Source organism: Caenibius sp. WL (assembly GCF_019803445.1).
Lineage (GTDB): Bacteria > Pseudomonadota > Alphaproteobacteria > Sphingomonadales > Sphingomonadaceae > Caenibius.
In genome coordinates this window covers 611236-632051 of sequence record NZ_CP081844.1, presented here as the reverse complement: position 1 = coordinate 632051, position 20816 = coordinate 611236, and the positions used below count along the sequence as shown (strand labels likewise).

At 66.3% G+C, this 20816-nt stretch carries 16 protein-coding genes; 11 read left to right on the top strand and 5 right to left on the bottom strand.

From position 1 onward, the window contains the following. Nucleotides 1-39: 39 nt before the first annotated feature. The 4 genes from K5X80_RS03110 (at nt 40) to K5X80_RS03095 (ending at nt 8220) form a co-directional block, all read left to right on the top strand. On the top strand, nt 40-1119 hold the full coding sequence (locus K5X80_RS03110) for a hypothetical protein (RefSeq protein ID WP_222559399.1): 1080 nt from the start codon (nt 40-42) through the stop codon (nt 1117-1119). A 230-nt stretch (nt 1120-1349) separates the two neighbouring features. Beyond that, entirely contained in the window at nt 1350-5990 is a 4641-nt protein-coding gene (gene gltB / locus K5X80_RS03105) for a glutamate synthase large subunit (RefSeq protein WP_283249214.1), read from the top strand. A 17-nt stretch (nt 5991-6007) separates the two neighbouring features. Then, nucleotides 6008-7441: a glutamate synthase subunit beta gene (locus tag K5X80_RS03100; RefSeq protein ID WP_222559398.1), complete on the top strand. Its 1434-nt coding sequence runs from the start codon at nt 6008-6010 to the stop codon at nt 7439-7441. A gap of 128 nt (nt 7442-7569) precedes the next feature. Further along, nucleotides 7570-8220: a hypothetical protein gene (locus K5X80_RS03095; protein ID WP_222559397.1), complete on the top strand. Its 651-nt coding sequence runs from the start codon at nt 7570-7572 to the stop codon at nt 8218-8220. A gap of 16 nt (nt 8221-8236) precedes the next feature. Here K5X80_RS03095 and K5X80_RS03090 read toward each other — a convergent pair whose 3' ends face one another. Then, nucleotides 8237-8920, bottom strand: a complete 684-nt coding sequence (locus tag K5X80_RS03090; RefSeq protein WP_222559396.1) for a uracil-DNA glycosylase — start codon at nt 8918-8920, stop codon at nt 8237-8239. A gap of 182 nt (nt 8921-9102) precedes the next feature. Between K5X80_RS03090 and K5X80_RS03085 the strand changes: the two genes are divergently transcribed. From K5X80_RS03085 to K5X80_RS03065, 5 genes are all read left to right on the top strand, one after another. Further along, on the top strand, nt 9103-9720 hold the full coding sequence (locus tag K5X80_RS03085) for a ribonuclease D (RefSeq protein WP_222559395.1): 618 nt from the start codon (nt 9103-9105) through the stop codon (nt 9718-9720). A 19-nt stretch (nt 9721-9739) separates the two neighbouring features. Beyond that, nucleotides 9740-10387 (top strand): hypothetical protein, encoded by a 648-nt coding sequence (locus K5X80_RS03080; protein WP_222559394.1) that lies wholly within the window; start codon nt 9740-9742, stop codon nt 10385-10387. Further along, entirely contained in the window at nt 10384-10920 is a 537-nt protein-coding gene (locus K5X80_RS03075) for an LptA/OstA family protein (RefSeq protein ID WP_222559393.1), read from the top strand. Before K5X80_RS03080 ends, K5X80_RS03075 begins: the two co-directional genes overlap by 4 nt. Before the next feature lie 216 nt (nt 10921-11136). After that, nucleotides 11137-11580, top strand: a complete 444-nt coding sequence (locus K5X80_RS03070; RefSeq protein WP_222559392.1) for a hypothetical protein — start codon at nt 11137-11139, stop codon at nt 11578-11580. Then, nucleotides 11577-14105 carry a hypothetical protein gene (locus K5X80_RS03065; RefSeq protein ID WP_222559391.1) on the top strand — a complete coding sequence of 843 codons (2529 nt, stop codon included), beginning with the start codon at nt 11577-11579 and terminating at the stop codon, nt 14103-14105. Before K5X80_RS03070 ends, K5X80_RS03065 begins: the two co-directional genes overlap by 4 nt. A gap of 48 nt (nt 14106-14153) precedes the next feature. Here the strand turns inward: K5X80_RS03065 and holA are convergent, their stop codons facing one another. The 4 genes from holA to K5X80_RS03045 are packed head-to-tail and all read right to left on the bottom strand — an operon-like array spanning nt 14154 to nt 18668. Then, on the bottom strand, nt 14154-15200 hold the full coding sequence (gene holA / locus K5X80_RS03060) for a DNA polymerase III subunit delta (protein WP_222559390.1): 1047 nt from the start codon (nt 15198-15200) through the stop codon (nt 14154-14156). Beyond that, nucleotides 15197-15712, bottom strand: a complete 516-nt coding sequence (gene lptE / locus K5X80_RS03055) for an LPS assembly lipoprotein LptE (RefSeq protein ID WP_222559389.1) — start codon at nt 15710-15712, stop codon at nt 15197-15199. The genes holA and lptE overlap by 4 nt, the downstream gene beginning before the upstream one ends. After that, on the bottom strand, nt 15709-18234 hold the full coding sequence (gene leuS / locus K5X80_RS03050) for a leucine--tRNA ligase (RefSeq protein ID WP_222559388.1): 2526 nt from the start codon (nt 18232-18234) through the stop codon (nt 15709-15711). The genes lptE and leuS overlap by 4 nt, the downstream gene beginning before the upstream one ends. 20 nt (nt 18235-18254) lie before the next feature. Then, nucleotides 18255-18668 carry a DUF3576 domain-containing protein gene (locus K5X80_RS03045; RefSeq protein WP_283249266.1) on the bottom strand — a complete coding sequence of 138 codons (414 nt, stop codon included), beginning with the start codon at nt 18666-18668 and terminating at the stop codon, nt 18255-18257. A 453-nt stretch (nt 18669-19121) separates the two neighbouring features. On the opposite strand from K5X80_RS03045, the gene K5X80_RS03040 reads away from it, so the two are divergent. Both K5X80_RS03040 and phbB read left to right on the top strand, forming a co-directional pair. Continuing rightward, entirely contained in the window at nt 19122-19898 is a 777-nt protein-coding gene (locus K5X80_RS03040; RefSeq protein ID WP_222559387.1) for a hypothetical protein, read from the top strand. Between the two features lie 129 nt (nt 19899-20027). Further along, the gene (gene phbB / locus K5X80_RS03035) at nt 20028-20750 is read left to right on the top strand and encodes an acetoacetyl-CoA reductase (protein WP_222559386.1); all 723 of its coding nucleotides are present in this window, start codon (nt 20028-20030) and stop codon (nt 20748-20750) included. Nucleotides 20751-20816: the final 66 nt, after the last annotated feature.

Here is a 20816-nt window from a genome sequence, read left to right as displayed (position 1 = left end):
TGGCCGGGGTGATTAAGGCCAAAGCGATTGGGGAGTATCGTGACCAGAGCGCAGAAAATGCCGAAACCGCGGCGAGGCAAGCCCGCAAAAGCGCCCGTCAGCAGCCATCCGCTTTTCGCAGCCTTGGCCGCCCTGTGGTTTGCCGCGCTGTTCGGGCTCGCCTGCCTCGTGCTGCCGGCGCGGTTGCTCGAAACCGTGGTGGGCCTGATCGGCCTGCCCGCTCTCGTTCCGGCCGCCGCGCCGCCTCTGGGCATGACCGCCCGCATGCTGATCGCCTTGGCGGCCGCCGGGCTCGGCCTGGCCGTGGGGTTGCTGATCGCCCGCATGATCGCCGGGACACCGCGCCGCGCCAGGGCGGATACAGGCACGCCCCGCATCACCACCCGCGTTCGCCGGAGCAGAACCCCGCGCGAGCCGCTGTCCGCTCAGGACGAAACAAGGAATGAGACGAACGACGTGCCCGCACCGCCGCGCGCCTCGCTTCTCGCCGCTATCGCCCGCTTCACGCGGAAACCGGCCCAGCCGTCCGAAACCGAAGCGATCGCCGAACCGCCGCCGCGCCGCCGCCGATCCTTCATCGCCGCCGACACGCTGACCAGCGACGAGCTTGCTCTATCGGACGCATCGCACACCGATGAACAGCCAATCGCACCTGCCACAGCCCCGCAACCGGAGGCACCCGCAACAGCGGCGGCCGAAGCAGAGCCTCCGCTCCCAGCCGCTCCCGCAGCAATGCCCTTTCCTGCTGATCACGCCGACGCAGCGGAAGACGCGGCACGCGCGGTGGCGCCCGTTCCGGAAACCGTCCGCCCTATGCCCTCCGGCCATTGCACTCCGCTGGGCGAGCGGTTGTTCGAAGATCTCAGTATCGTCGAACTGGTCGAACGGTTGGCCCAGGCCCTTCTCGCTTCCCGGGCACACACACACCATGCCGCGCCGCCTGCGCCCACGCCCGCGCAGGCCGCTGACACACCCGCGATGCCCACCCCGATCCCGATGCCCGAAACGCCGGTCGCCAATATCGCGACGGAACGGCACAACCGCGCCGGGCAGAACAATCCGCAGCAAGCCCTGCGCGACGCGCTGGCCACTTTGCAGAGGATCAGCGGCACCGGCTGAAACCCCGTTCAAGCTTGGGAAATGCGGTGATTCGCACCGCAAATCGTTGTTCCGCGCCTGCTAAAAAACACGTGAAAAATTGCCTTCGCGGTTGCAAAACCGCGCTCCTGTCGCCATGGGGAACCGTCGCACTCCCTCGCTGCCTCGCGGCGCGGTGATTCGTGCGTATTTTTTGCCATCAGCTGCTGCAGGGGATGCAGCGCCCGGCCTATGACAGGATGAGAACTTTGATGGGTTACCCGGTGCCCCAAGGGCTTTACGATCCGCGCAACGAACATGACTCCTGCGGTGTGGGCTTTGTCGCTCATATTAAAGGGGAAAAATCGCACGCGATCGTAACCCAGGCGCTGGAAATCCTGGCCAATATCGACCACCGCGGCGCGGTGGGCGCTGACCCGCTGCTGGGTGACGGCGCGGGCATCCTGCTGCAAATTCCCGATCTGCTTTATCGCAAGTGGGCCGAAAGCGAAGGGCTGACTCTGCCCGCCGCCGGCGAATATGCGGTCGCCATGTGCTTCCTGCCGCAGAACGAAAAGGCGCGCAGCTTCGTCGTCGAACAGTTCGAAAAGTACATCGCCAAGGAAGGCCAGCAGCTGATCGGCTGGCGCGACGTGCCGACCACGCTCGACGGCCTCGGCAAGGCGGTGCTCGCCTCGATGCCGATGATCCGCCAGGCGTTCATCGCGCGCGGGCCCAACTGCGCCGATCAGGATGCGTTCGAGCGCAAGCTTATCACTATCCGCAAGCAGTTGCAGAACCCGCTGGCCGAACTGGCCGAAAAGCACGCGATGCCGGAAATCGCTCAGCTCTACATGCCGAGCTTTTCCAGCCGCACCGTGGTGTACAAGGGCCTGCTGCTCGCCCATCAGGTCGAAACCTTCTACAACGACCTGACCAATCCCGATTGCACCACCGCGATCGGGCTGGTGCACCAGCGCTTCTCGACCAACACTTTCCCGAGCTGGAAGCTGGCGCAGCCGTTCCGCTTCATCGCCCATAACGGCGAAATCAACACCGTGCGCGGCAACGTCAACTGGATGAACGCCCGCCGCCGCACGCTGGAAAGCGAACTGCTCGGCCCCGATCTCGACAAGCTGTGGCCTATCATCCCGCATGGCCAGTCGGACACCGCGTGCCTCGACAACGCGCTCGAACTGCTGCTGGCGGGCGGTTACAGCCTCGCCCATGCGATGATGATGCTGATCCCGGAAGCCTGGGCCAAGAACCCGCTGATGGACCCGGCTCGTAAGGCGTTCTACGAATATCACGCCGCATTGATGGAGCCGTGGGACGGCCCCGCCGCCGTGGCGTTCACCGATGGCCGCCAGATCGCCGCCACGCTCGACCGCAACGGTCTGCGTCCGGCGCGCTTCTGCGTGACCAAGGGCGATATCGTGTGCATGGCTTCGGAAAGCGGCGTGCTGCCGTTCAAGGAAGAGGACATCATCCGCAAGTGGCGCCTCCAGCCGGGCCGCATGCTGCTGATCGATCTCGCCCAGGGCCGCATCATCGAGGATGAAGAGGTCAAGGCCGAACTCGCCAATGCCGAGCCTTACGCCAAGTGGCTCGAACAGGCGCAGTATAAGCTCGAAGACCTCGACATGGCGGAAACGCAGACCGCCTATCTGCCGGTGGAAACGACCACGCTGCTCGATCGCCAGCAGACATTCGGCTACACGCAGGAAGATATCACCAAGTTCCTCGAACCGATGGCGCGCAACGGCGACGATCCGATCGGCTCGATGGGCACCGACACGCCGATTGCCGTGCTTTCGGCCCGTCCGCGCCTGCTGTACGACTACTTCAAGCAGAATTTCGCGCAGGTCACCAATCCGCCGATCGATCCGATCCGCGAAGAACTGGTGATGAGCCTGCTGTCGATGATCGGCCCGCGCCCGAATCTGCTCGGCCGCGACGCGGGCACGCACAAGCGGCTCGAAGTGATGCAGCCGATCCTGACCGACGAGAACGTGGCCAAGATCCGCTCCGCCGAGGAAATGCTCGACAAGGCGTTCCGCACCGGCACGCTGGACATGACCTGGGATGCCCGCACGGGTGCCGCGGGCCTTGCCGGCGCGATCAAGGACCTGTGCACCGCCGCCACCGAAGCGGTGCTGGCCGACAAGAACATCCTGATCCTGTCGGATCGCGCACAGGGACCCGAGCGCATCCCGATGCCCGCCCTGCTGGCGACGGCCGCCGTCCATCATCACCTCGTCCGCCAGGGTCTGCGCATGCAGACCGGCCTCGTGGTGGAGACCGGCGAAGCGCGCGAAGTGCATCACTTCTGCGCTCTGGCCGGTTATGGCGCGGAAGCGATCAACCCCTATGTCGCGTTCGAATCGCTGGAGCAGATCCGCGTCGAGAAGGAACTCGGCCTGTCGGCTGAGAAGGTCCAGCAGAACTACATCAAGGCCATCGGCAAGGGCATTCTGAAGGTCATGTCCAAAATGGGCATTTCGACCTACCAGTCCTATTGCGGCGCGCAGATTTTCGACGCGGTCGGCCTCAACAGTGCGTTCGTCGATCAGTACTTCACCGGCACGGCGACGACGATCGAAGGCATCGGCCTTGCCGAAGTGGCGGAAGAAACCGTCCTCCGCCACGCCGCCGCCTATGGCGACAACCCGATCTATCGCAAGATGCTCGATGTCGGCGGCATGTATCAGTACCGCATCCGCGGTGAAGACCATGCCTGGACCCCGGCGAACATCGCCAATCTCCAGCATGCCGTGCGCGGCAACGACTGGAAGAACTACGAAGAGTTTGCCAGGTCGATCAACGAGCAGTCGGAACACCTGCTGACCATTCGCGGGCTGATGCAGCTCAAGAAGGCGGACAAGCCGCTCGACATTTCCGAAGTCGAACCGGCCAGCGAAATCGTCAAGCGTTTCGCCACCGGCGCGATGAGCTACGGCTCGATCAGCTGGGAAGCGCACACCACGCTGGCAGTCGCCATGAACCGGATCGGCGGCAAGTCGAACACCGGCGAAGGCGGCGAAGATCCCAAGCGCTTCAAGCCGCTTCCGAATGGCGACACGATGCGTTCGGCGATCAAGCAGGTCGCTTCGGGCCGCTTCGGCGTGACCACGGAATATCTCGTCAATTCCGACGATATCCAGATCAAGATGGCGCAGGGCGCGAAGCCCGGCGAAGGCGGGCAATTGCCCGGCGACAAGGTCGACAAGACCATCGGCAAGACCCGCCACTCGACCCCGGGTGTCGGCCTGATCTCGCCGCCGCCGCACCACGACATCTACTCGATCGAAGATCTCGCCCAGTTGATTCACGATCTCAAGAACGTGCAGCCCGCGGCGCGCGTTTCGGTCAAGCTGGTGTCCGAAGTCGGCGTCGGCACTGTGGCGGCGGGCGTGTCCAAGGCGCGCGCGGACCATGTTACCATTTCCGGTTACGAAGGCGGCACCGGCGCTTCGCCGCTGACCAGCCTCACCCATGCCGGTTCGCCGTGGGAAATCGGCTTGGCCGAGACCCAGCAGACCCTGCTGCTCAACGATCTGCGCAGCCGCATCGCGGTGCAGGTCGACGGCGGGCTGCGCACCGGCCGTGACGTCGCCATCGGCGCGCTGCTGGGGGCTGACGAATTCGGCTTCGCCACCGCGCCGTTGATCGCGGCGGGCTGCATCATGATGCGCAAGTGCCATCTCAACACCTGCCCGGTGGGTGTGGCGACGCAGAACCCCGAACTGCGCAAGCGGTTCACCGGCGCGCCGGAACACGTCATCAACTACTTCTTCTTCGTGGCCGAAGAACTGCGCCAGATCATGGCCGAAATGGGCTTCCGCACGGTCGCGGAAATGGTGGGCCGGGTCGACCGGCTCGACATGAACAAGGCGATCGCGCACTGGAAGGCGCAGGGCGTGGACCTGTCCCGCCTGCTCTATCAGGTGCCGGTGGAAGCGGACAAATCGCTCCGCCACACCAGCTCGCAGGATCACGGGCTCGACAAGGCGCTGGACGTCGAACTGATCGAAGCGGCGCGCGGCGCCATCGAAAAGGGCGAAACGCTGGTGATCGATCGCCCGATCCGCAACGTCAACCGTACCGTCGGCGCGATGCTGTCGGGCCGGATCGCCGAAGTGCACGGCCATGCCGGGCTCAAGCCCGAACAGCTGCGCATCAATCTGACCGGCGTGGCCGGGCAGAGCTTCGGCGCGTGGCTGGCCCATGGGGTGACGCTCGATCTCGTCGGCGATGCCAACGACTATGTCGGCAAGGGCCTGTCGGGCGGCCGCGTGATCGTGCGCCAGCCCGCCGGGCTGGACCGCGATCCGACCGAGAACATCATCGTCGGCAACACCGTGCTTTATGGCGCGATTGCCGGGGAAGCCTACTTCAACGGCGTGGCGGGCGAACGTTTCGCCGTCCGCAACTCGGGCGCTATCGCGGTGGTCGAAGGCACCGGCGATCACGGCTGCGAATACATGACCGGCGGGGTCGTGGTGGTGCTGGGCAAGACCGGCCGCAATTTCGCGGCGGGCATGTCGGGCGGGGTCGCCTATGTCTATGACGAGGACGGCCAGTTCGAAAAGCTGTGCAATCTCGCCCAGGTCGATCTCGAACGGATCGCCCCGCAACCGAGCGAAGCGGAAGGCCTCGGCCGCCCGCAGCAGCGGCCCTCCAGCATCGAGGATTACGGCATCGGCGATCCGCTGTATCACGATGCCGAACGGCTCAAGATCCTGATCGAACGGCACAAACTGCACACCGGCTCCGCCCGGGCCGCCGCTCTGCTCGACAATTGGGACAACGCGCTGGCGAAGTTCGTGAAAGTCATGCCGCGCGATTATCGGAGCGCGCTCAAGCAGCTCGAAGCCGAGCGCAACGAAGCCGCCAGCGTGGCCGCGGAATAAGGATCAGGTTCAAAGACATGGGCAAGGAAACCGGTTTTCTCGAGTACGAACGGCACGACCGTGGCTACCTCGATCCCAAGGAACGGGTGCGGAACTACAAGGAATTCGTCGTTCCTCTGGCAGAGGGCGAACTGCGCACGCAGGCCGCCCGCTGCATGAACTGCGGCATTCCGTACTGTCATAACGGCTGTCCGGTGAACAACATGATCCCGGACTGGAACCACCTGACATACGAGGGCGACTGGCGCGATGCGCTGGAAACTCTGCATTCGACCAACAACTTCCCGGAATTCACCGGCCGCATCTGCCCCGCCCCGTGCGAGGCGGCGTGCACGCTGAACATCATCGATTCGCCGGTCACGATCAAATCGATCGAATGCGCGATCGTCGATCGCGGATGGAAGGAAGGTTGGATCGAGCCGCAGGTTCCGGCCAGGCGCACCGGCAAGTCGGTGGCGGTGATCGGTTCGGGCCCGGCGGGCATGGCCTGCGCCCAGCAGCTTGCACGCGCGGGCCATTCGGTCACTCTGTTCGAGAAGAACGACCGGATCGGCGGGCTGCTGCGCTACGGCATCCCCGATTTCAAGATGGAAAAGCATCTGATCGACCGCCGCAAGAAGCAGATGGAGGCCGAAGGCGTCACCGTGCGCACTTCGACCGAAGTCGGCGTGGACGTGTCGTTCAAGTCGCTGAAGGAAAACTTCGACGCGGTGGTTCTGGCCGGCGGCGCGGAAGATCCGCGCGGGCTGCAAATCCCCGGCGCGGACCTGCCGGGCGTCCATTTCGCGATGGATTTCCTGACGCAGCAGAACAAGCGCAACGCGGGCGACGATGAAAAGACTGCGGCTCCCGATGGTTCGCTGCTCGCCACCGGCAAGCATGTCGTTGTCATCGGCGGCGGCGACACCGGCAGCGACTGCGTCGGCACCTCCAACCGCCAGGGCGCGGCCAGCGTCGTGCAGCTGGAAATCATGCCCAAGCCGCCGATCAAGGAAAACAAGGCGCTGACCTGGCCCGATTGGCCGCTCAAGCTGCGCACCTCGTCCAGCCATGACGAAGGCGTGGACCGCGACTGGGCCGTGCTGACCAAGCGCGTGATCGGCGAAAACGAAGTGACCGCGCTCGAATGCGTCCGCGTCGAGTGGAACAACGGCCGGATGGAAGAAGTGCCGGGCAGCGAATTCACGCTGAAGGCCGATCTCATCCTGCTGGCCATGGGCTTCGTCGGACCGCGCAAGCACGGCATGATCGATCAGTCGGGCGTCGCGCTCACCGATCGCGGCAATGTCGATGCCAATGTGGCCGATTACAAGACCAGCGAAGATATGGTCTATGCCTGCGGCGACATGCGCCGGGGCCAGAGCCTTGTCGTCTGGGCAATCCGCGAAGGCCGCCAGTGCGCCCGCGCGGTGGACGAAGCGCTGATGGGCGTGAGCGAACTGCCGCGCTGATCCCGCTGGCTTCGCGCCAATACGAACCTTTCGCAGGGCGGCCTTATGGCCGCCCTGTTTGCATTCGGAGCGCGGAAAGCCCGCGATCCGGGCTGGCAGCATGCCACGAAAGCGGGCAGGTTCGGATCATGAAGCGAACCTTGCGCCATCTCTTGCCCTGCCTTCTCGCTCTCCTGCCCTTTCCCGCGCTGGCAGCGGGGGCGGCGGGCCTTTACACCGGGAACGAAGGGCATGAAATGGCGGCCGAACTCCTGCTGCGAGAGGATGGCAGCTATGCCTATGCCCTGTCCGTCGGGGCGCTGGACGAGGAATCGCAAGGGCGCTGGGAAGAACGGGACGGGGCGATCACTCTGATCACCGAACCGAAACCGGTGCCGCCCCGGTTCACCCCGGCCCCGGCCATCGCCGCGAGCGGCACGGAACCGCCCCCCTATCTCCTGGTCACGCTGCCGAACGGGCGCGGCCTCGCCGGGATCGATTTCACAATCACTTGCGCCGATGGCACCCGGATCGACGGCTACACTCAGGTGTATGGGTGGGATTTTGCATCCGAAACCTGCACCGCGCCGCAAGCCATCACACTGCGCGAGCCGATCCACGCCATCGAATCGCCGCCTTATCCGATTGCGCCTGGCGCCACGGCGCTGCATTTCCATCTCGTGCCCAACGATCTCGGGCGGGTCGACCTGACGGGGACTTTTGGGGTGATCGCAGGAGAAACGCTCACGCTCGTCAGGGAACGCGGGCAGATACGCTTCCGCCGGGCGAAGCCGCGCTGATCGTTCCGGCGGCGGATCACAGCCGCCAGTCGATCGCCCCCCGGCCGTGTTCTTCGAGGAAAGCGTTCGCCTTGCTGAACGGGCGGGAGCCGAAGAACCCGCGGTGCGACGACAGCGGGCTGGGATGGGGCGAACGCAGGATCAGATGGCGGCTGCCTTCCCGCAGTTCGGAAATACGCGCGGCCTTGGCCTGCGCATGGCTGCCCCAGAGGATGAACACCGTCGGTTCTTCCCGCGCGGCCACCGCCGCCACCACCGCATCGGTGATCGCATCCCAGCCGCGCCCGGCGTGCGATGCGGCTTGCCCCGATTCCACTGTCAGCGAATTGTTGAGCAGCAGCACGCCCTGCTGCGCCCAGGCTTCCAGATTGCCGTGGGCGGGCGGCGCGATGCCCAGATCGCTCTGCAATTCCTTGAAGATGTTGACCAGCGAGGGCGGCTGCCTCACCCCCTGCGGCACGGAAAAGCTCAGCCCGTGAGCCTGCCCCGGCCCGTGGTAAGGGTCCTGCCCCAGAATCACCACTTTCACGCTGTCGAGCGGAGTCAGCTCCAGCGCCCGCAGACGTTGGCCCCGGGGCGGGAACACCTGTTTCCCTGCGTCCTCTTCCGCTTTCAGCCAGCCGCCCAGACGGCGCGCTTCGGGCGTGGTCAGAACAGGGTGCAACACGGCTTGCCAACTGGGGGGGACTGCATCGCTCATCCCCTCTGCGTAATCGCTTGTGCGCATCCATGCCAGCCGGGGCTTTCGCTCGTGCACAGATAAGCCTAGAGCGATCAGGCCCCTGCGTGCACCACCCATGATGCCCCGGGCATGTTGTTTTGCCGTGATCGGCCGGTCGCCGGGTGTTTCCATTCGGCCGGCAATCGCTCTAGGGAACGCGAATGGCTGTCTATTTTCATGAAGAAGACCTGCCCGCAGGCGTGCTTGCGCCGGGCCCGGTTGCTGTCGATACCGAAACCATGGGTCTGATCACCCCGCGCGACCGGTTGTGCGTGGTCCAGATCAGCGACGGGCAGGGCGACGAGCATCTCGTCCGCTTCGGCGTCAACAGCACGTATGACGCGCCCAATCTCAAGGCGGTGCTGGCCGATCCGGCACGGATCAAGCTCTATCATTTCGCCCGATTTGATCTGGCGGCGATCCAGCACTATCTGGGAGTGATGGCCGCCCCCGTCTTCTGCACCAAGATCGCCAGCAAGCTGACCCGGACTTATACCGACCGCCACGGGCTGAAGAACATCGTCAGCGAACTGCTGGGCAAGGACATTTCCAAGCAGCAGCAATCGAGCGACTGGGGCGCCCCCGAACTGACCGAGGCGCAGCGCGAATATGCCGCGTCCGACGTGCGCTATCTCCACCAGCTTCACACCGTGTTCGTCCAGCGGCTGGAACGCGAAGGGCGCCTGGCGATTGCACAGGCATGCTACGATTTCCTTCCGGCCCGCGCCCTGCTCGATCTGGCCGGTTGGCCGGAACACGATATCTTCAGTCACGAGTGACCAGCGCAGCCCGCCGCCGATGAGCACACAGGCCGACAGCATCCGCAACAGCAGGCGTGAAAGGGCCGCCCCCGGCGGCTCGCACGATCGCCTGGTGGCGCTGCTGACCAAGGTGCTGCCCGCCGTGATCGGCGTGCTAGTGGCGCTGATGGTGTTGCTGCCGTTCACCCCGCGCGGCGATATCAGCTTCCTGCTCGACCGGAACGAAGTGGCGATGATCCGCGACCGGTTGCGGGTGGACAATGCCATGTACCGCGGCATCGACAATCGCGGGCGGCCGTTCTCGCTGACCGCGGGCCATGCGGTGCAGCGCAGTTCGGCCGAAGGCGTGGTGCGCATGGAAGATCTCAAGGCGCGCATCCTCCTGGCGGAGGGGCCCGGCGTCATTTCGGCGGGCAACGGCCGCTACGATATCCGCAGCGACGTGGTCAACGTCGATGGCCCGGTCAGCTTTACCGCTTCGGACGGCTATCGCATGATCGCGCGCGATGTCGCGATCGATCTCGGCACCCGCAAGCTGACGGGCCAGGGCAAAGTCGAGGGAACCATTCCATCCGGCACGTTCAGTGCCGATCATATTTCGGCCGATCTTGGCGAACGCACCGTTGCGCTTTACGGCAATGCGCGCCTGCAAATGATTCCGGGCAAGTTGAGGATGCCGCAATGAAGCTGACGCGCCACGCACTGACTTCCCTCCGTTATGCCACGGCCGGGTTCGTCCTCACGCTGACGGCAATGGGCGGGATGCAACTCTATGCACAGGCGTTCAAAGGGCACAATTCGAAAGCGCCGGTCAATTACGCCGCCGACCGGATCGAATTGCAGGACCGGCAGGATCGCGTCGTCCTGTCGGGCAATGTCGATATCACGCAGGCGGACCTGCGGCTGAAAGCGGCGCGGACGATGGTCGAATACAGCAATGCCGGATCGCTGCAGATCCAGCGGATCACCGCCACCGGCGGAGTCAATGTCGCGCGCGGGGCCGAAACGGCGCGGGGCAATGTCGGGATCTACGATTTCAACAACCGCACGATCACGCTGGTCGGCAATGTCGCGCTGCGGCGGGGGACCGACACCCTGAACGGGCAGCGGATGGTGATCGATCTCAATTCCGGCGTGTCGACGGTGGACGGCAAGGGCGGGGCCGGCGGCGGGGCGAACAACGGGCGGGTCAGTGGCTCGTTCTCCGTCGCCCGGTGAACGAACGCCCAAAACGGGGCAAATCGCACCCGTTTTTTGCCAAGAGATACAGTTGATTAACTGACACGCCCGGCGAAGGGCCGCCACAACGCCCCTGCATCGCCGCCGCAAACAGCACGTGCGTCCGATCCAGGCGCGCTGCAAAAACCATTTTCCTACATCCCCCGGCATGTGTAGCTGGATTCGGGTCTTTCGCCGCAACGCAAGGATCCGATCATGTCCCCTCCCTATCCGATTTCGGTCCCCGCCGGGTTCGCCCCCGCTTTCGCTCTCGGCTATGCCGGGCAGAGCGGCGATCTGGCGCTGGTCGCGCCAACCGCCCCATTGCCGGTACAAATCATGAACGATGTCCCGACAGGCCCCGGCGCCGCGCCGCTGACGGGCAGCGCCACGGGCGCGCTGCTGGCCGGGCCGTTCACGCCCCGATCCGCCGCGCCGGTGATTCTTGCCCTCTGGGGCGAATGGACGGGCACGGTGCAGCTCGAACGCGCCGCCGGGCCGGATGAGCCGCGCCTGCCGGTCACCGCCGGGGGCGCGGCCTGGGCGCGCTTCACCGCCAACGCCTGCGAGGCCGTGTGGGCCGAAAGCGAAGCCGGGGCGGGGCTTTACCTCGCCATCGCGGTCACGGCGGGCACCCTGCACTATCGGATCGCGCAATGAGCGCGCTCGATCTCACCGCGCGCGGCCTTGCCGTGCAGGCGCTCGCCCCGTGGCGCACCGGCCCGTTCGCCGCGCTGGCAGGCGCCGCGATCCCACCCGGCGTGCTGCATCTCCACACCAGCGGCCATCACGCGGCCGGCAAGGGCGCGGCGCTCTATGCCCACGATGCGGCGTGCGACGCGGCCTTGCTCGCCGCGCATCCGGCCTGCGCTTTCGCGGCGGCGGATGGGCGCATTTTCCGCCTGCTGCCGCAAGGCGGCGCGATCAGCGCCGAACAATGCGGCGCGTGCGGCGACCCCGCGCTGGACCATACGTGGGATGACCGGCCCGCCTTGCAGGCCGCGCTGGACTATGCCGCCGCGATGGCCATCGGCGAAGTGCGGCTGGAACAGCGCCATTACAGCATCCGCGCGCCGCAGCGGACCAGCCCGGCCGACGCCACCGCCGCGCTGGACGGGCATCCGCTGGTGATCACCGCATCGCTGGTCCTGCGCTCCGCCTGCGGCGACAGCCATCTCCATTTCCGCGCCCATGATGGCGGCCCGATGGGCGCGGGCGGCCAGCCGGTGAAAGCGACGGCGCAATCGACCGGCCCCGATGCGCTGTGGCGGGGCGGGGGCATCCGGGTGCGCGGCGCAGTGCCGGGCACACTGGTGATTGACAGCATTCACCTGCTGGGTGGGCGCGAAATCGCCCCGGCCGAACCGGGAGAAGACGCTTACGATCCCACCGATCACGGCCTGTGGCTGGACGGCGCGGCGCAGGCGCAGGCGCAGGTCACACTGATCGGAGTGGAGATCGCCGGGTTTCGCGGCGATCTCTACCGCGCCGATCCCGCCGGGCCGCTCACCCAGCGGCTGGAACGCTGCCATTTCCACATCGCCGGTGGGGCGGCGCTGCGCCACGAAAGCGCTCATGGCCAGTTGCACGCCGGCCATTGCCGCTTCGGCCCGGCGGCGGAAGCGGTTGCGATCACCGCAGGGTCAGGCCACACATTCGCCCACTGCCTGTTCGCCGATGCCGCGCGGCTGTCCGTTGCCGGTACGGGCGCGTTCACCCGGCTGGAACGCTGCACCGCCGAGCGCATTGGCCAATGCCGCATCGGATCATGGGTGGAGGGCGATCTGACCACGATCGATGCGCCGCTTATCCTCGGCCTTGCGGGGGAAGTGGGGCCACGGCAGATCGCGCTCACGCTGACCGCGTGGCTGGCAGAAGCGGACGGCGCCGACGCGGTGACGCTGACCGGCCCGGCCAGCAGCGCGGCCCCCGCCCCGGCGCAGATCGCCGTCCACGTCGTTTCCGCGCACCGCTGGCCCGGCGCGCTGGGGAATGCGGAGTGGAACGCCGTCTTCGCGCTCGGCGGGCGGATCGATCCGGCCACCGTCCGCCTTTCGGCGGGGGTCTGTACCGCCATGCGCTATGTCCGCGCCACGGCGCTGGCCGATGCGCCGTTCATTGCGCCCGCCGCCCGGTTCACGCCTCTGCCGGGCGGAACGGCGCAGGGCGGGGACGAACACAGCGCCATGCCCGGCGCCACGCTGACGCTGGAGCCGGTCAATCCCGTCCAGACGATCACGCCGGACGGGGCGGGCACGGTCGCTCTCGCTTTCGGGCAGGCGCATGGGCATGCCGAAGGGCAGATCGTGCGCCTGCGGCATGGCGGTGGCACGGGCGAGGGTGACGCAATCCTGCGCCTGTCCCCCGGCGATGCGGGGCTCGCACTGAGCGGCCCCATCGAACTGCGCCACGCGGGGGACGAACTCGCCCTGCGTTATGACGCGGCCGATGGGTTGTGGCGTCCGGCCACGTCCTGCGGCAGCGAAGCGGGGGAAATCGCGCCCGCCCGCATCCCCGCGCTGCCCGCTTCGCGCATTGCCAGCGGCACGATCGATCCGGCGCGGCTGCCGCCGCCCGAATGGGATGCGATCACCGGGAAGCCCCCGTTTGGCCTGCTCGCCGGGGCGAACCTGCCCGTGCCCGATGGCGCGCGCATTCCGTTCTGGAACACCGGCGCAAACGCGGTGGACTGGCTGGCGCTGGGCAGCGGGCTCAGCCTTGCGGGCGGCGCCCTCTCCGCCACGGGCGGCGGGGGCGGCGGTTCGGCGGGGTGGATGCTGGTGGATACCGTCAGCCCCGGCGGTGTATCCGCCATCGATCTCACCGCCCCTGCGGCGGGCTACAGCGATCTGCTGCTGGCCATCGAAGGGCTCAGCCACGACCACACCGCCAATACCAATCTGTCGATCGCGCTGTCGGCGGATGGCAGCACTTTCGCCGCGCCCACCGCGCTGGGCACCTCCGCTCCCTCCACCGCGTCATGGCACGGGGCGGTGCAGGTGCCGCTGTTCACCGGCGAAAGCGGCATGATTCTGGTTTCGGTCGGCAATATCCTGTCCGCGCCGGGGCAGGCGATCACCAACGCCAATGCCGCATGGCGTGTTTCCGGCGGAATCGCCGCGATCCGGATCGCCGTGGGCGCGGGGTATTTCGATGCGGGCACCGTCCGCCTGTTCGCCCGGTAAATGGGGGCGGGGCCTGCCCGGTCCCCGCCTCACCCCGCCAGGCCCGCTTCAGCGTTTGTCGGCGGCGGCGGCGCGGGCGATTTCGGCCAGTTCCTGCGCCAGCAGCACTTCGGCCGCCTGGTTGTTGGACAGGAGCGCGCGATGCAGCGCCATCAGCCGCTGCACCAACCGTTCCAGCCGCCGCCCCTGCCAGCGGCGCAGCTGCACCGCCAAATCGCGTTTGTCGCGGAAGAAAATCCGCCGGGCGCGGGTTTCGCTTTCCAGCAGCGCGGCCACATCGCCGCCCGGCCCCAGTTTCGCCGCCAACGCGGCCAGCTGGGCCGTGCGCCGTTCGAACGCCAGCAGCAGCCCCACCGGATTGAGCGAAAGATCGCGCATCCGCTTCAATTCGCCCGGCAGTCGCCCGGTCTCGCCCGAAAGCACCGCGTTGACCAGCGGCGTGAAGCCGTCTTCCTCGGTCTTCGCGCCGATGGCGTCGAGCGCTTCGGCATCGGCGGTGCGCGGCGCCTGCGCGCTGGCATCGAGATAGAGCGCCAACTTGGTCACTTCCGATTGCGCCAGCCGCACATCCAGCCCGGCGGCGCGGGCGATGCGTTCGGCCAGATCGCCGCCCAGCCGCACCCCCGCCGCATCGGCCATCTGCCGCACCGAAGCGGTGACGGAGGCAAGATCAGGGGGGTAGAACATCGCCACCAGGCAATCATCGCGCCCTTCCAGCAGCTTGGCCGTGCGCGATTTGTCCGTGGCCGAACTGGCCACCACCAGCACCGGGCAGGCCGCGCCATCGCCCGCATCCTTGGTTTCGAGCAGGATTTTCAGCGCATCATGCGCTTCGTCGCCCGCCGCGCGAATCAGGATATGGCGGTTGCCGCCGAACAGCGAGGTGGAGCGCGCCTCATCCCCCAGCCGCACCGGATCGCGGCGCAGTTCCGCGCCCGGCAGTTCGACCCGTTCACCCGGATCGTCGAGCATCGCCGCGATCTTGCTCGCCGCCGCCGATGCCCCGGCTTCATCCTGCCCGCAGAAGAAGAACACGCCGCATTGCCGCACCGCCTTGGGCGCGGTGGCGGCAAAATCGCGCTGAGTCGCCTTCACGGGGCGGCCTGTTCGAGCGCTTTCATCCGCAGGGCGACATTGGTCACGATCCGGTCGGCCACTTCGCCGACGAGGTTTTCGCGCGCCGTCTGCTCCGCCGCGATCACCGCGTATTCGGAACTGACCACATCGATTCCCGCGTCGGAGCCCGAAGTGCTGTCGAGCACGGTCTGCCCTGTCGCCGTATCGACGAGTTGATAGCGGGCGCGCAGGACGAAGCTTTCGCGGCTGATCGTATCGTCGCGCAGCAGGCCAAGGCCGGTCAGCTGTTCATCCAGCCTGACATTGAGGACATAGCGCGCACCGCCCGCGTTGGCACCGCCGGGGGCCAGCTTGTCGCGCAAGGCATTGCGCATCAGCCAGCCCGCGCGGCCTTCGATCGGGGCGACTTCGATACTCGCCAGACCGCGCGCAATCGCGCCTTGGCCGCCGCCCGCATACATCGGTTGCAGGCCGCAGGCCGACAGCGCGGCACAGCCCAGAACCATGAGCAAGGCGGCGCCCCGCGTCATGCGACGATATTGACCAGTCGATCAGGCACCACGATCACCTTGCGCACTTGGGCTCCATCGAGGCTACGCTGCACTTTCTCGGATGCGAGCGCAAGCGCCTCCAGCTCCGGCTGCGGCAGGCCCTTGGCCACGGTCAGCGTATCGCGCAGCTTGCCTTTGACCTGCACCGCGATAGTCACTTCGTCTTCCACCAGCAGCGCGGGATCGACTTCGGGCCATGCGGCATCGGCCACCAGCCCCGCGTGCCCGGCCTGCGCCCAGGCTTCTTCCGCCAGATGCGGCATCATCGGCGAAGCGAGCAGCAGGATCGTGCGGATCGCCGCCGAACGGCTGGCCGAAGGGGCGGCCTTGTCGATGGCCGAAGCCAGTTCGTAAATCCGCGCCACCGCCTTGTTGAACGACAGCGCCTCGATATCCTCGGCCACCGCCGCCACTGTCTGGTGCGTCTTGCGGTCGAGCGCCTTATCCTCGCCGCTGGCGGCCGTGTCATAGAGGCCGAACAGCCGCCACAGGCGCTGGACGAACCGGGCGCAACCTTCGATTCCGGCTTCGGACCACGGCAGGTCGCGCTCCGGCGGGCTGTCCGACAGCATGAACCAGCGCACCGCATCGGCGCCGTAGCGGGCCACGATCTCATCCGGGTCGACGACGTTCTTCTTCGACTTGGACATCTTGATCACGCGGCCGATTTCCACCGGCGCGCCATCGGCCACCAGCACCGCGCCATCGCCACCGCGATCGACTTCCGCCGGGCTGAAATAGACCGGCTGGCCGTTCTGCGCATCGACCCGCGAATAGGTTTCGTGCGTGACCATCCCTTGCGTGAACAAGCTGGCGAACGGCTCGGCAAAGCCGATCTTGCCGATATGCTGCAATGCGCGGGTCCAGAACCGGGCGTACAGCAAGTGCAGGATCGCGTGTTCGATCCCGCCGATATACTGTTCCACCGGCAGCCACTTGGCCAGTTCTTCCGGATCGAACGGACGGTCCGCCGGCTGGCTGGCGAAGCGCAGGAAATACCACGAACTGTCGACGAACGTGTCGAGCGTGTCGGTTTCCCGTTCCGCCTTGCCGCCGCAGGTCGGGCAATCGACATGCTTCCACGTGGGATGGCGCAGCAGCGGGTTGCCCGGAGTCGCGAAATCGACATCCTCGGGCAGGACGACCGGCAGTTGGTCCTTGGGCACCGGCACGATGCCGCAGGCGCCGCAATGGATGAACGGGATCGGCGTGCCCCAATAGCGCTGGCGCGAAACGCCCCAGTCGCGCAAGCGCCACACCGTCTTGCCCTGGCCCCAGCCTTCGCTTTCGGCGCGGCCGATGATCGCGGCCTTGGCCTGGGCCACGCTCATCCCGTCGATGAAGCCGGAATTGACGATCACCCCGTCGCCCGCTTCGGCTTCGCCCGCGAAAGGCTTGTCCGCTTCGGCGGCGCTTTCGGCCACCACCCGCAGGATCGGCAGGCCGTACTTGGTGGCGAAATCGAAATCGCGCTGGTCATGCCCGGGCACGGCCATGATCGCGCCGGTGCCGTAATCCATCAGCACGAAATTGGCGATGTAGAGCGGCAGATCGACCCCGGTGAACGGGTGTTTCGCGATGATCCCGGTGTCGAAGCCCAGCTTGTCCGCCGTTTCCAGTTCCGCCGCGGTGGTCCCGCCCTGCTTGCACAGCGCGATGAAGTCCGCCGCCGCCGGATTGCCGGCCGCCACGCCCTGCGCGATCGGATGATCGGCCGCGACCGCCACGAAGCTCGCGCCGAAAATCGTGTCGGGCCGCGTGGTATAGACTTCCAGCGGCTCGCCGTTCGAGAGCGTGAAACGGAACTGCAGCCCCTGGCTCTTGCCGATCCAGTTTTCCTGCATCAGCTTGACCTTGTCCGGCCAGTTTTCGAGGTTGCCCAGCCCGTCGAGCAGGTCCTGCGCGAAATCGGTGATCTTGAGGAACCACTGGCTGAGCTTGCGCTTTTCGACCAGCGCGCCCGAACGCCAGCCGCGCCCGTCGATCACCTGTTCGTTGGCCAGCACCGTCTGGTCGACCGGGTCCCAGTTGACCGCGCTTTCCTTGCGATAGACCAGCCCGGCGGCATAGAGATCGAGGAACAGCGCCTGTTCCTGCCCGTAATAGTCGGGCTCGCACGTCGCGATTTCGCGGCTCCAGTCGAGCGCGAAGCCGAGTCGCTTCAACTGCGCTTTCATGTTGGCGATGTTTTCGCGCGTCCAGCCGCCGGGATGCACGCCCTTTTCCATGGCGGCGTTTTCCGCCGGCATGCCGAACGCGTCCCAGCCCATCGGGTGCAGCACTTCGTAGCCGCGCATCCGCTTGTAGCGGGCCAGCACGTCGCCCATGGTGTAATTGCGCACGTGGCCGATATGGATGCGCCCCGAAGGATAGGGGAACATCTCGAGCACGTAGCTCTTCGGCTTGGGGCTGTTGCTGTCGGCCTTGAAGCTTTGCGCTGCTTCCCAGGCATGCTGCCAACGCCCGTCGGCCTGCGACGGGTCAAAACGGTTTTCGCTCATGGATCCTTATGTCCGCGCGGTCAGCCCGCGATGGCCGACCGCCGCAGTTCACGCGCCTTGGTCAGGATGATGTCTTCCAGTTTCTGGATCGTGGCGGCTTCCACCGGGGCTTCCACCCACGTTCCGCCGCCCACGGCCACCTGGCGGCTGGCCGCCACGCGCAGCGCGTCGGCACGCAGTTGCTGGTCGAGAATGGTGACGGAAATCTTCATCCGCTCCGCCGGGTTGCGCGGGTTGGCGTACCAGTCGGTCACGATCACACCGCCGTTGCTGTCGGTCTGGAGCAGAGGCATGAAGGACAGCGTTTCCAGGCTGGCCTTCCACAGATAGGCGTTGACGCCGATCGTGTTGACCTGCGCCGCAGCGATATCGGCCCGGGGGCGTTCCTTCTTGCCGCACGCCGCGAGGCTGGCGAGCGCGGCCGCAACGAGCAGGGCCTGGCCCGCGCGGCGGGCGAAATGGGTGCTGGAGGTGCTGCTGGCAATATTCAAGACCGTGTTCCCGTTCCGAATAGGGTGAGGCTGGAGCCGCGAAAGGGCTTCAGCCTGTCATGGGTTGCCTCTATAAACCACAGGCGTGCGGCGGCAAGGCCCCACCGCGCGTCCGGCCTGCAAAATCGGCGGGCTGCAGGATCGGCGGGCCGCAAACCGGCCCGGCCACCGCAACCGGCCCGATGCGCGCCCCGCCATTCTGTGTGCCGCTTGCAACAGTTCGCAAAAAGGCACGCATCAGGGCGTCGCGAGGGTGGAATTGCGTGCAAAATACTCTATTGTGAAACTTCAGGAACCGTTTCCACGCATGGGATTTGCCGAGTCGGCGGCCTGCGCAACGGTTCACCGGGGAGTGCGCCCTTTGGAAGAGGCGCAAGAGAAAGACGTCAAGGGATTATGAACAGGGCACGCAAAATCAGACTACGGGGCGGAATTTCCGCAGCCGTGGTGTGTGCGGCTCTCGGCATTGCCCTGGCGGCTCCGAACACCGGTCTCGCTCTCGGCGGCGCCCCCAAGGCGGGTTCGGCCGTCAGCGTGATCGCCAGCGGCAGCTTCGCCTCGTTCACTCCCGCTTCGGTCGATCCCCGCCTTGCCAAGCTGATTGCCGAACGCGGCAACGATGCCGCCGCCGCGCGGATGATGCGTTTCACGCCGGCAGGGGCCGCCAACCGGCCGGGCCGTTCGGTCACCGTCGCCGTCCGCATCGATGACAGGGTGGCCCGCGCCATTTCCGTCCGTTCGGCGATCAACGCGGTTCAGGGCAAGCCCGGCCTCGGCAGCATGATGCTGATCACCCCGGCCCGCTACGATCTCGGCATGGCACGCGATTATCGCAGCTTCGCCCAGCCGCTTCTGCCGCCGGTCGAACTGCGCAAGCTCGATATGCCCGATCTGTCCACGTTCAAGCCGGGCAAATCGGAAGCGGCCGGGAAGCCGAGCCGGTTCAGCGCGCACATCGAAATGGAAGAAAAGGGCAACGCCGGGCGCGCACCGCGCACGCTGGATGCCGTCACCGGGCAGCGACTCGATGTGGGCGGCAGCTACCGCCTGACCCGCAATCTCGATGTGACCGCGGGCGTGCGCTATTCGCAGGAACGCGATCGCCTCGGCCCGCTGACCGATGGCACGCAGGACAGCCAGGCCGTCTATCTCGGCACGCAGTTCCGCTTCTGATCCCCGTCTGATTACCGATCGGGCCAACTTGCGCAAAAAAGCTATCCCATCCGGCCATTGCGCGCTTGCTGCGCCATAAGGCTTTGCTACTCTCCCTCTGTTCGCAAAACGAAGAGGGGAGTGCCTAAAATGACTAAGGTAGCTATCGTTACAGGCGGCACACGCGGCATCGGCGAAGGCATCTGTCTCGCGCTTCAGGCGCAGGGACGCAGCGTAGTGGCCAACTACGCGGGCAACGAGGAAAAGGCCCGCGCGTTTACCGAGCGAACCGGTATTCCAGCCTACAAATGGGATGTAGGCGATCATGAGGCCACGATGGCCGGATGCCAGAGAGTGGCGGAAGAAATCGGCCCGATCGACATCGTGGTGAACAACGCCGGGGTCACGCGGGACGGCGTGCTCCACAAGATGACCTGGGAAGACTGGAACGAAGTGATCCGGATCAATCTGGGCGGCTGCTTCAACATGGCCAAGGCGACATTCCCCGGCATGCGCGAGCGCGGATGGGGCCGCGTGGTCAACATCGGCTCCGTCAACGGCCAGGCCGGGCAATACGGGCAGGTCAACTATGCCGCCGCCAAATCGGGCATCCATGGCTTCACCAAGGCGCTGGCGCAGGAAGGGGCGAAATTCGGCATAACCGTCAACGCCATCGCGCCGGGCTATATCGACACCGACATGGTCGCCGCCGTGCCGGAGGCGGTGCTGGAAAAGATCGTCGCCAAGATCCCGGTCGGGCGTCTCGGCAATGCGCATGAAATCGCCCGCGGGGTGACATTCTTCACCTGCGACGACGCCACGTTCGTCACCGGGTCGACGATGTCGATCAACGGCGGGCAGCACATGTACTGAATGAGAGGCCCCGAGTGCCGGGCACGATCCCGGCACTTGCGGCCCTGCCGTTTATCGCAACCGCCC

What these genes read in the sequence shown, in the direction of transcription:
- gltB (WP_283249214.1), top strand. Translation starts at nt 1,350, where the DNA reads ATGGGTTACCCGGTGCCCCAAGGGCTTTACGATCCGCGCAACGAACAT.
- K5X80_RS03100 (WP_222559398.1), top strand. Translation starts at nt 6,008, where the DNA reads ATGGGCAAGGAAACCGGTTTTCTCGAGTACGAACGGCACGACCGTGGC.
- K5X80_RS03095 (WP_222559397.1), top strand. Translation starts at nt 7,570, where the DNA reads ATGAAGCGAACCTTGCGCCATCTCTTGCCCTGCCTTCTCGCTCTCCTG.
- K5X80_RS03090 (WP_222559396.1), bottom strand. Translation starts at nt 8,920, where the DNA reads ATGAGCGATGCAGTCCCCCCCAGTTGGCAAGCCGTGTTGCACCCTGTT.
- K5X80_RS03085 (WP_222559395.1), top strand. Translation starts at nt 9,103, where the DNA reads ATGGCTGTCTATTTTCATGAAGAAGACCTGCCCGCAGGCGTGCTTGCG.
- K5X80_RS03080 (WP_222559394.1), top strand. Translation starts at nt 9,740, where the DNA reads ATGAGCACACAGGCCGACAGCATCCGCAACAGCAGGCGTGAAAGGGCC.
- K5X80_RS03075 (WP_222559393.1), top strand. Translation starts at nt 10,384, where the DNA reads ATGAAGCTGACGCGCCACGCACTGACTTCCCTCCGTTATGCCACGGCC.
- K5X80_RS03070 (WP_222559392.1), top strand. Translation starts at nt 11,137, where the DNA reads ATGTCCCCTCCCTATCCGATTTCGGTCCCCGCCGGGTTCGCCCCCGCT.
- K5X80_RS03065 (WP_222559391.1), top strand. Translation starts at nt 11,577, where the DNA reads ATGAGCGCGCTCGATCTCACCGCGCGCGGCCTTGCCGTGCAGGCGCTC.
- lptE (WP_222559389.1), bottom strand. Translation starts at nt 15,712, where the DNA reads ATGACGCGGGGCGCCGCCTTGCTCATGGTTCTGGGCTGTGCCGCGCTG.
- leuS (WP_222559388.1), bottom strand. Translation starts at nt 18,234, where the DNA reads ATGAGCGAAAACCGTTTTGACCCGTCGCAGGCCGACGGGCGTTGGCAG.
- K5X80_RS03040 (WP_222559387.1), top strand. Translation starts at nt 19,122, where the DNA reads ATGAACAGGGCACGCAAAATCAGACTACGGGGCGGAATTTCCGCAGCC.
- phbB (WP_222559386.1), top strand. Translation starts at nt 20,028, where the DNA reads ATGACTAAGGTAGCTATCGTTACAGGCGGCACACGCGGCATCGGCGAA.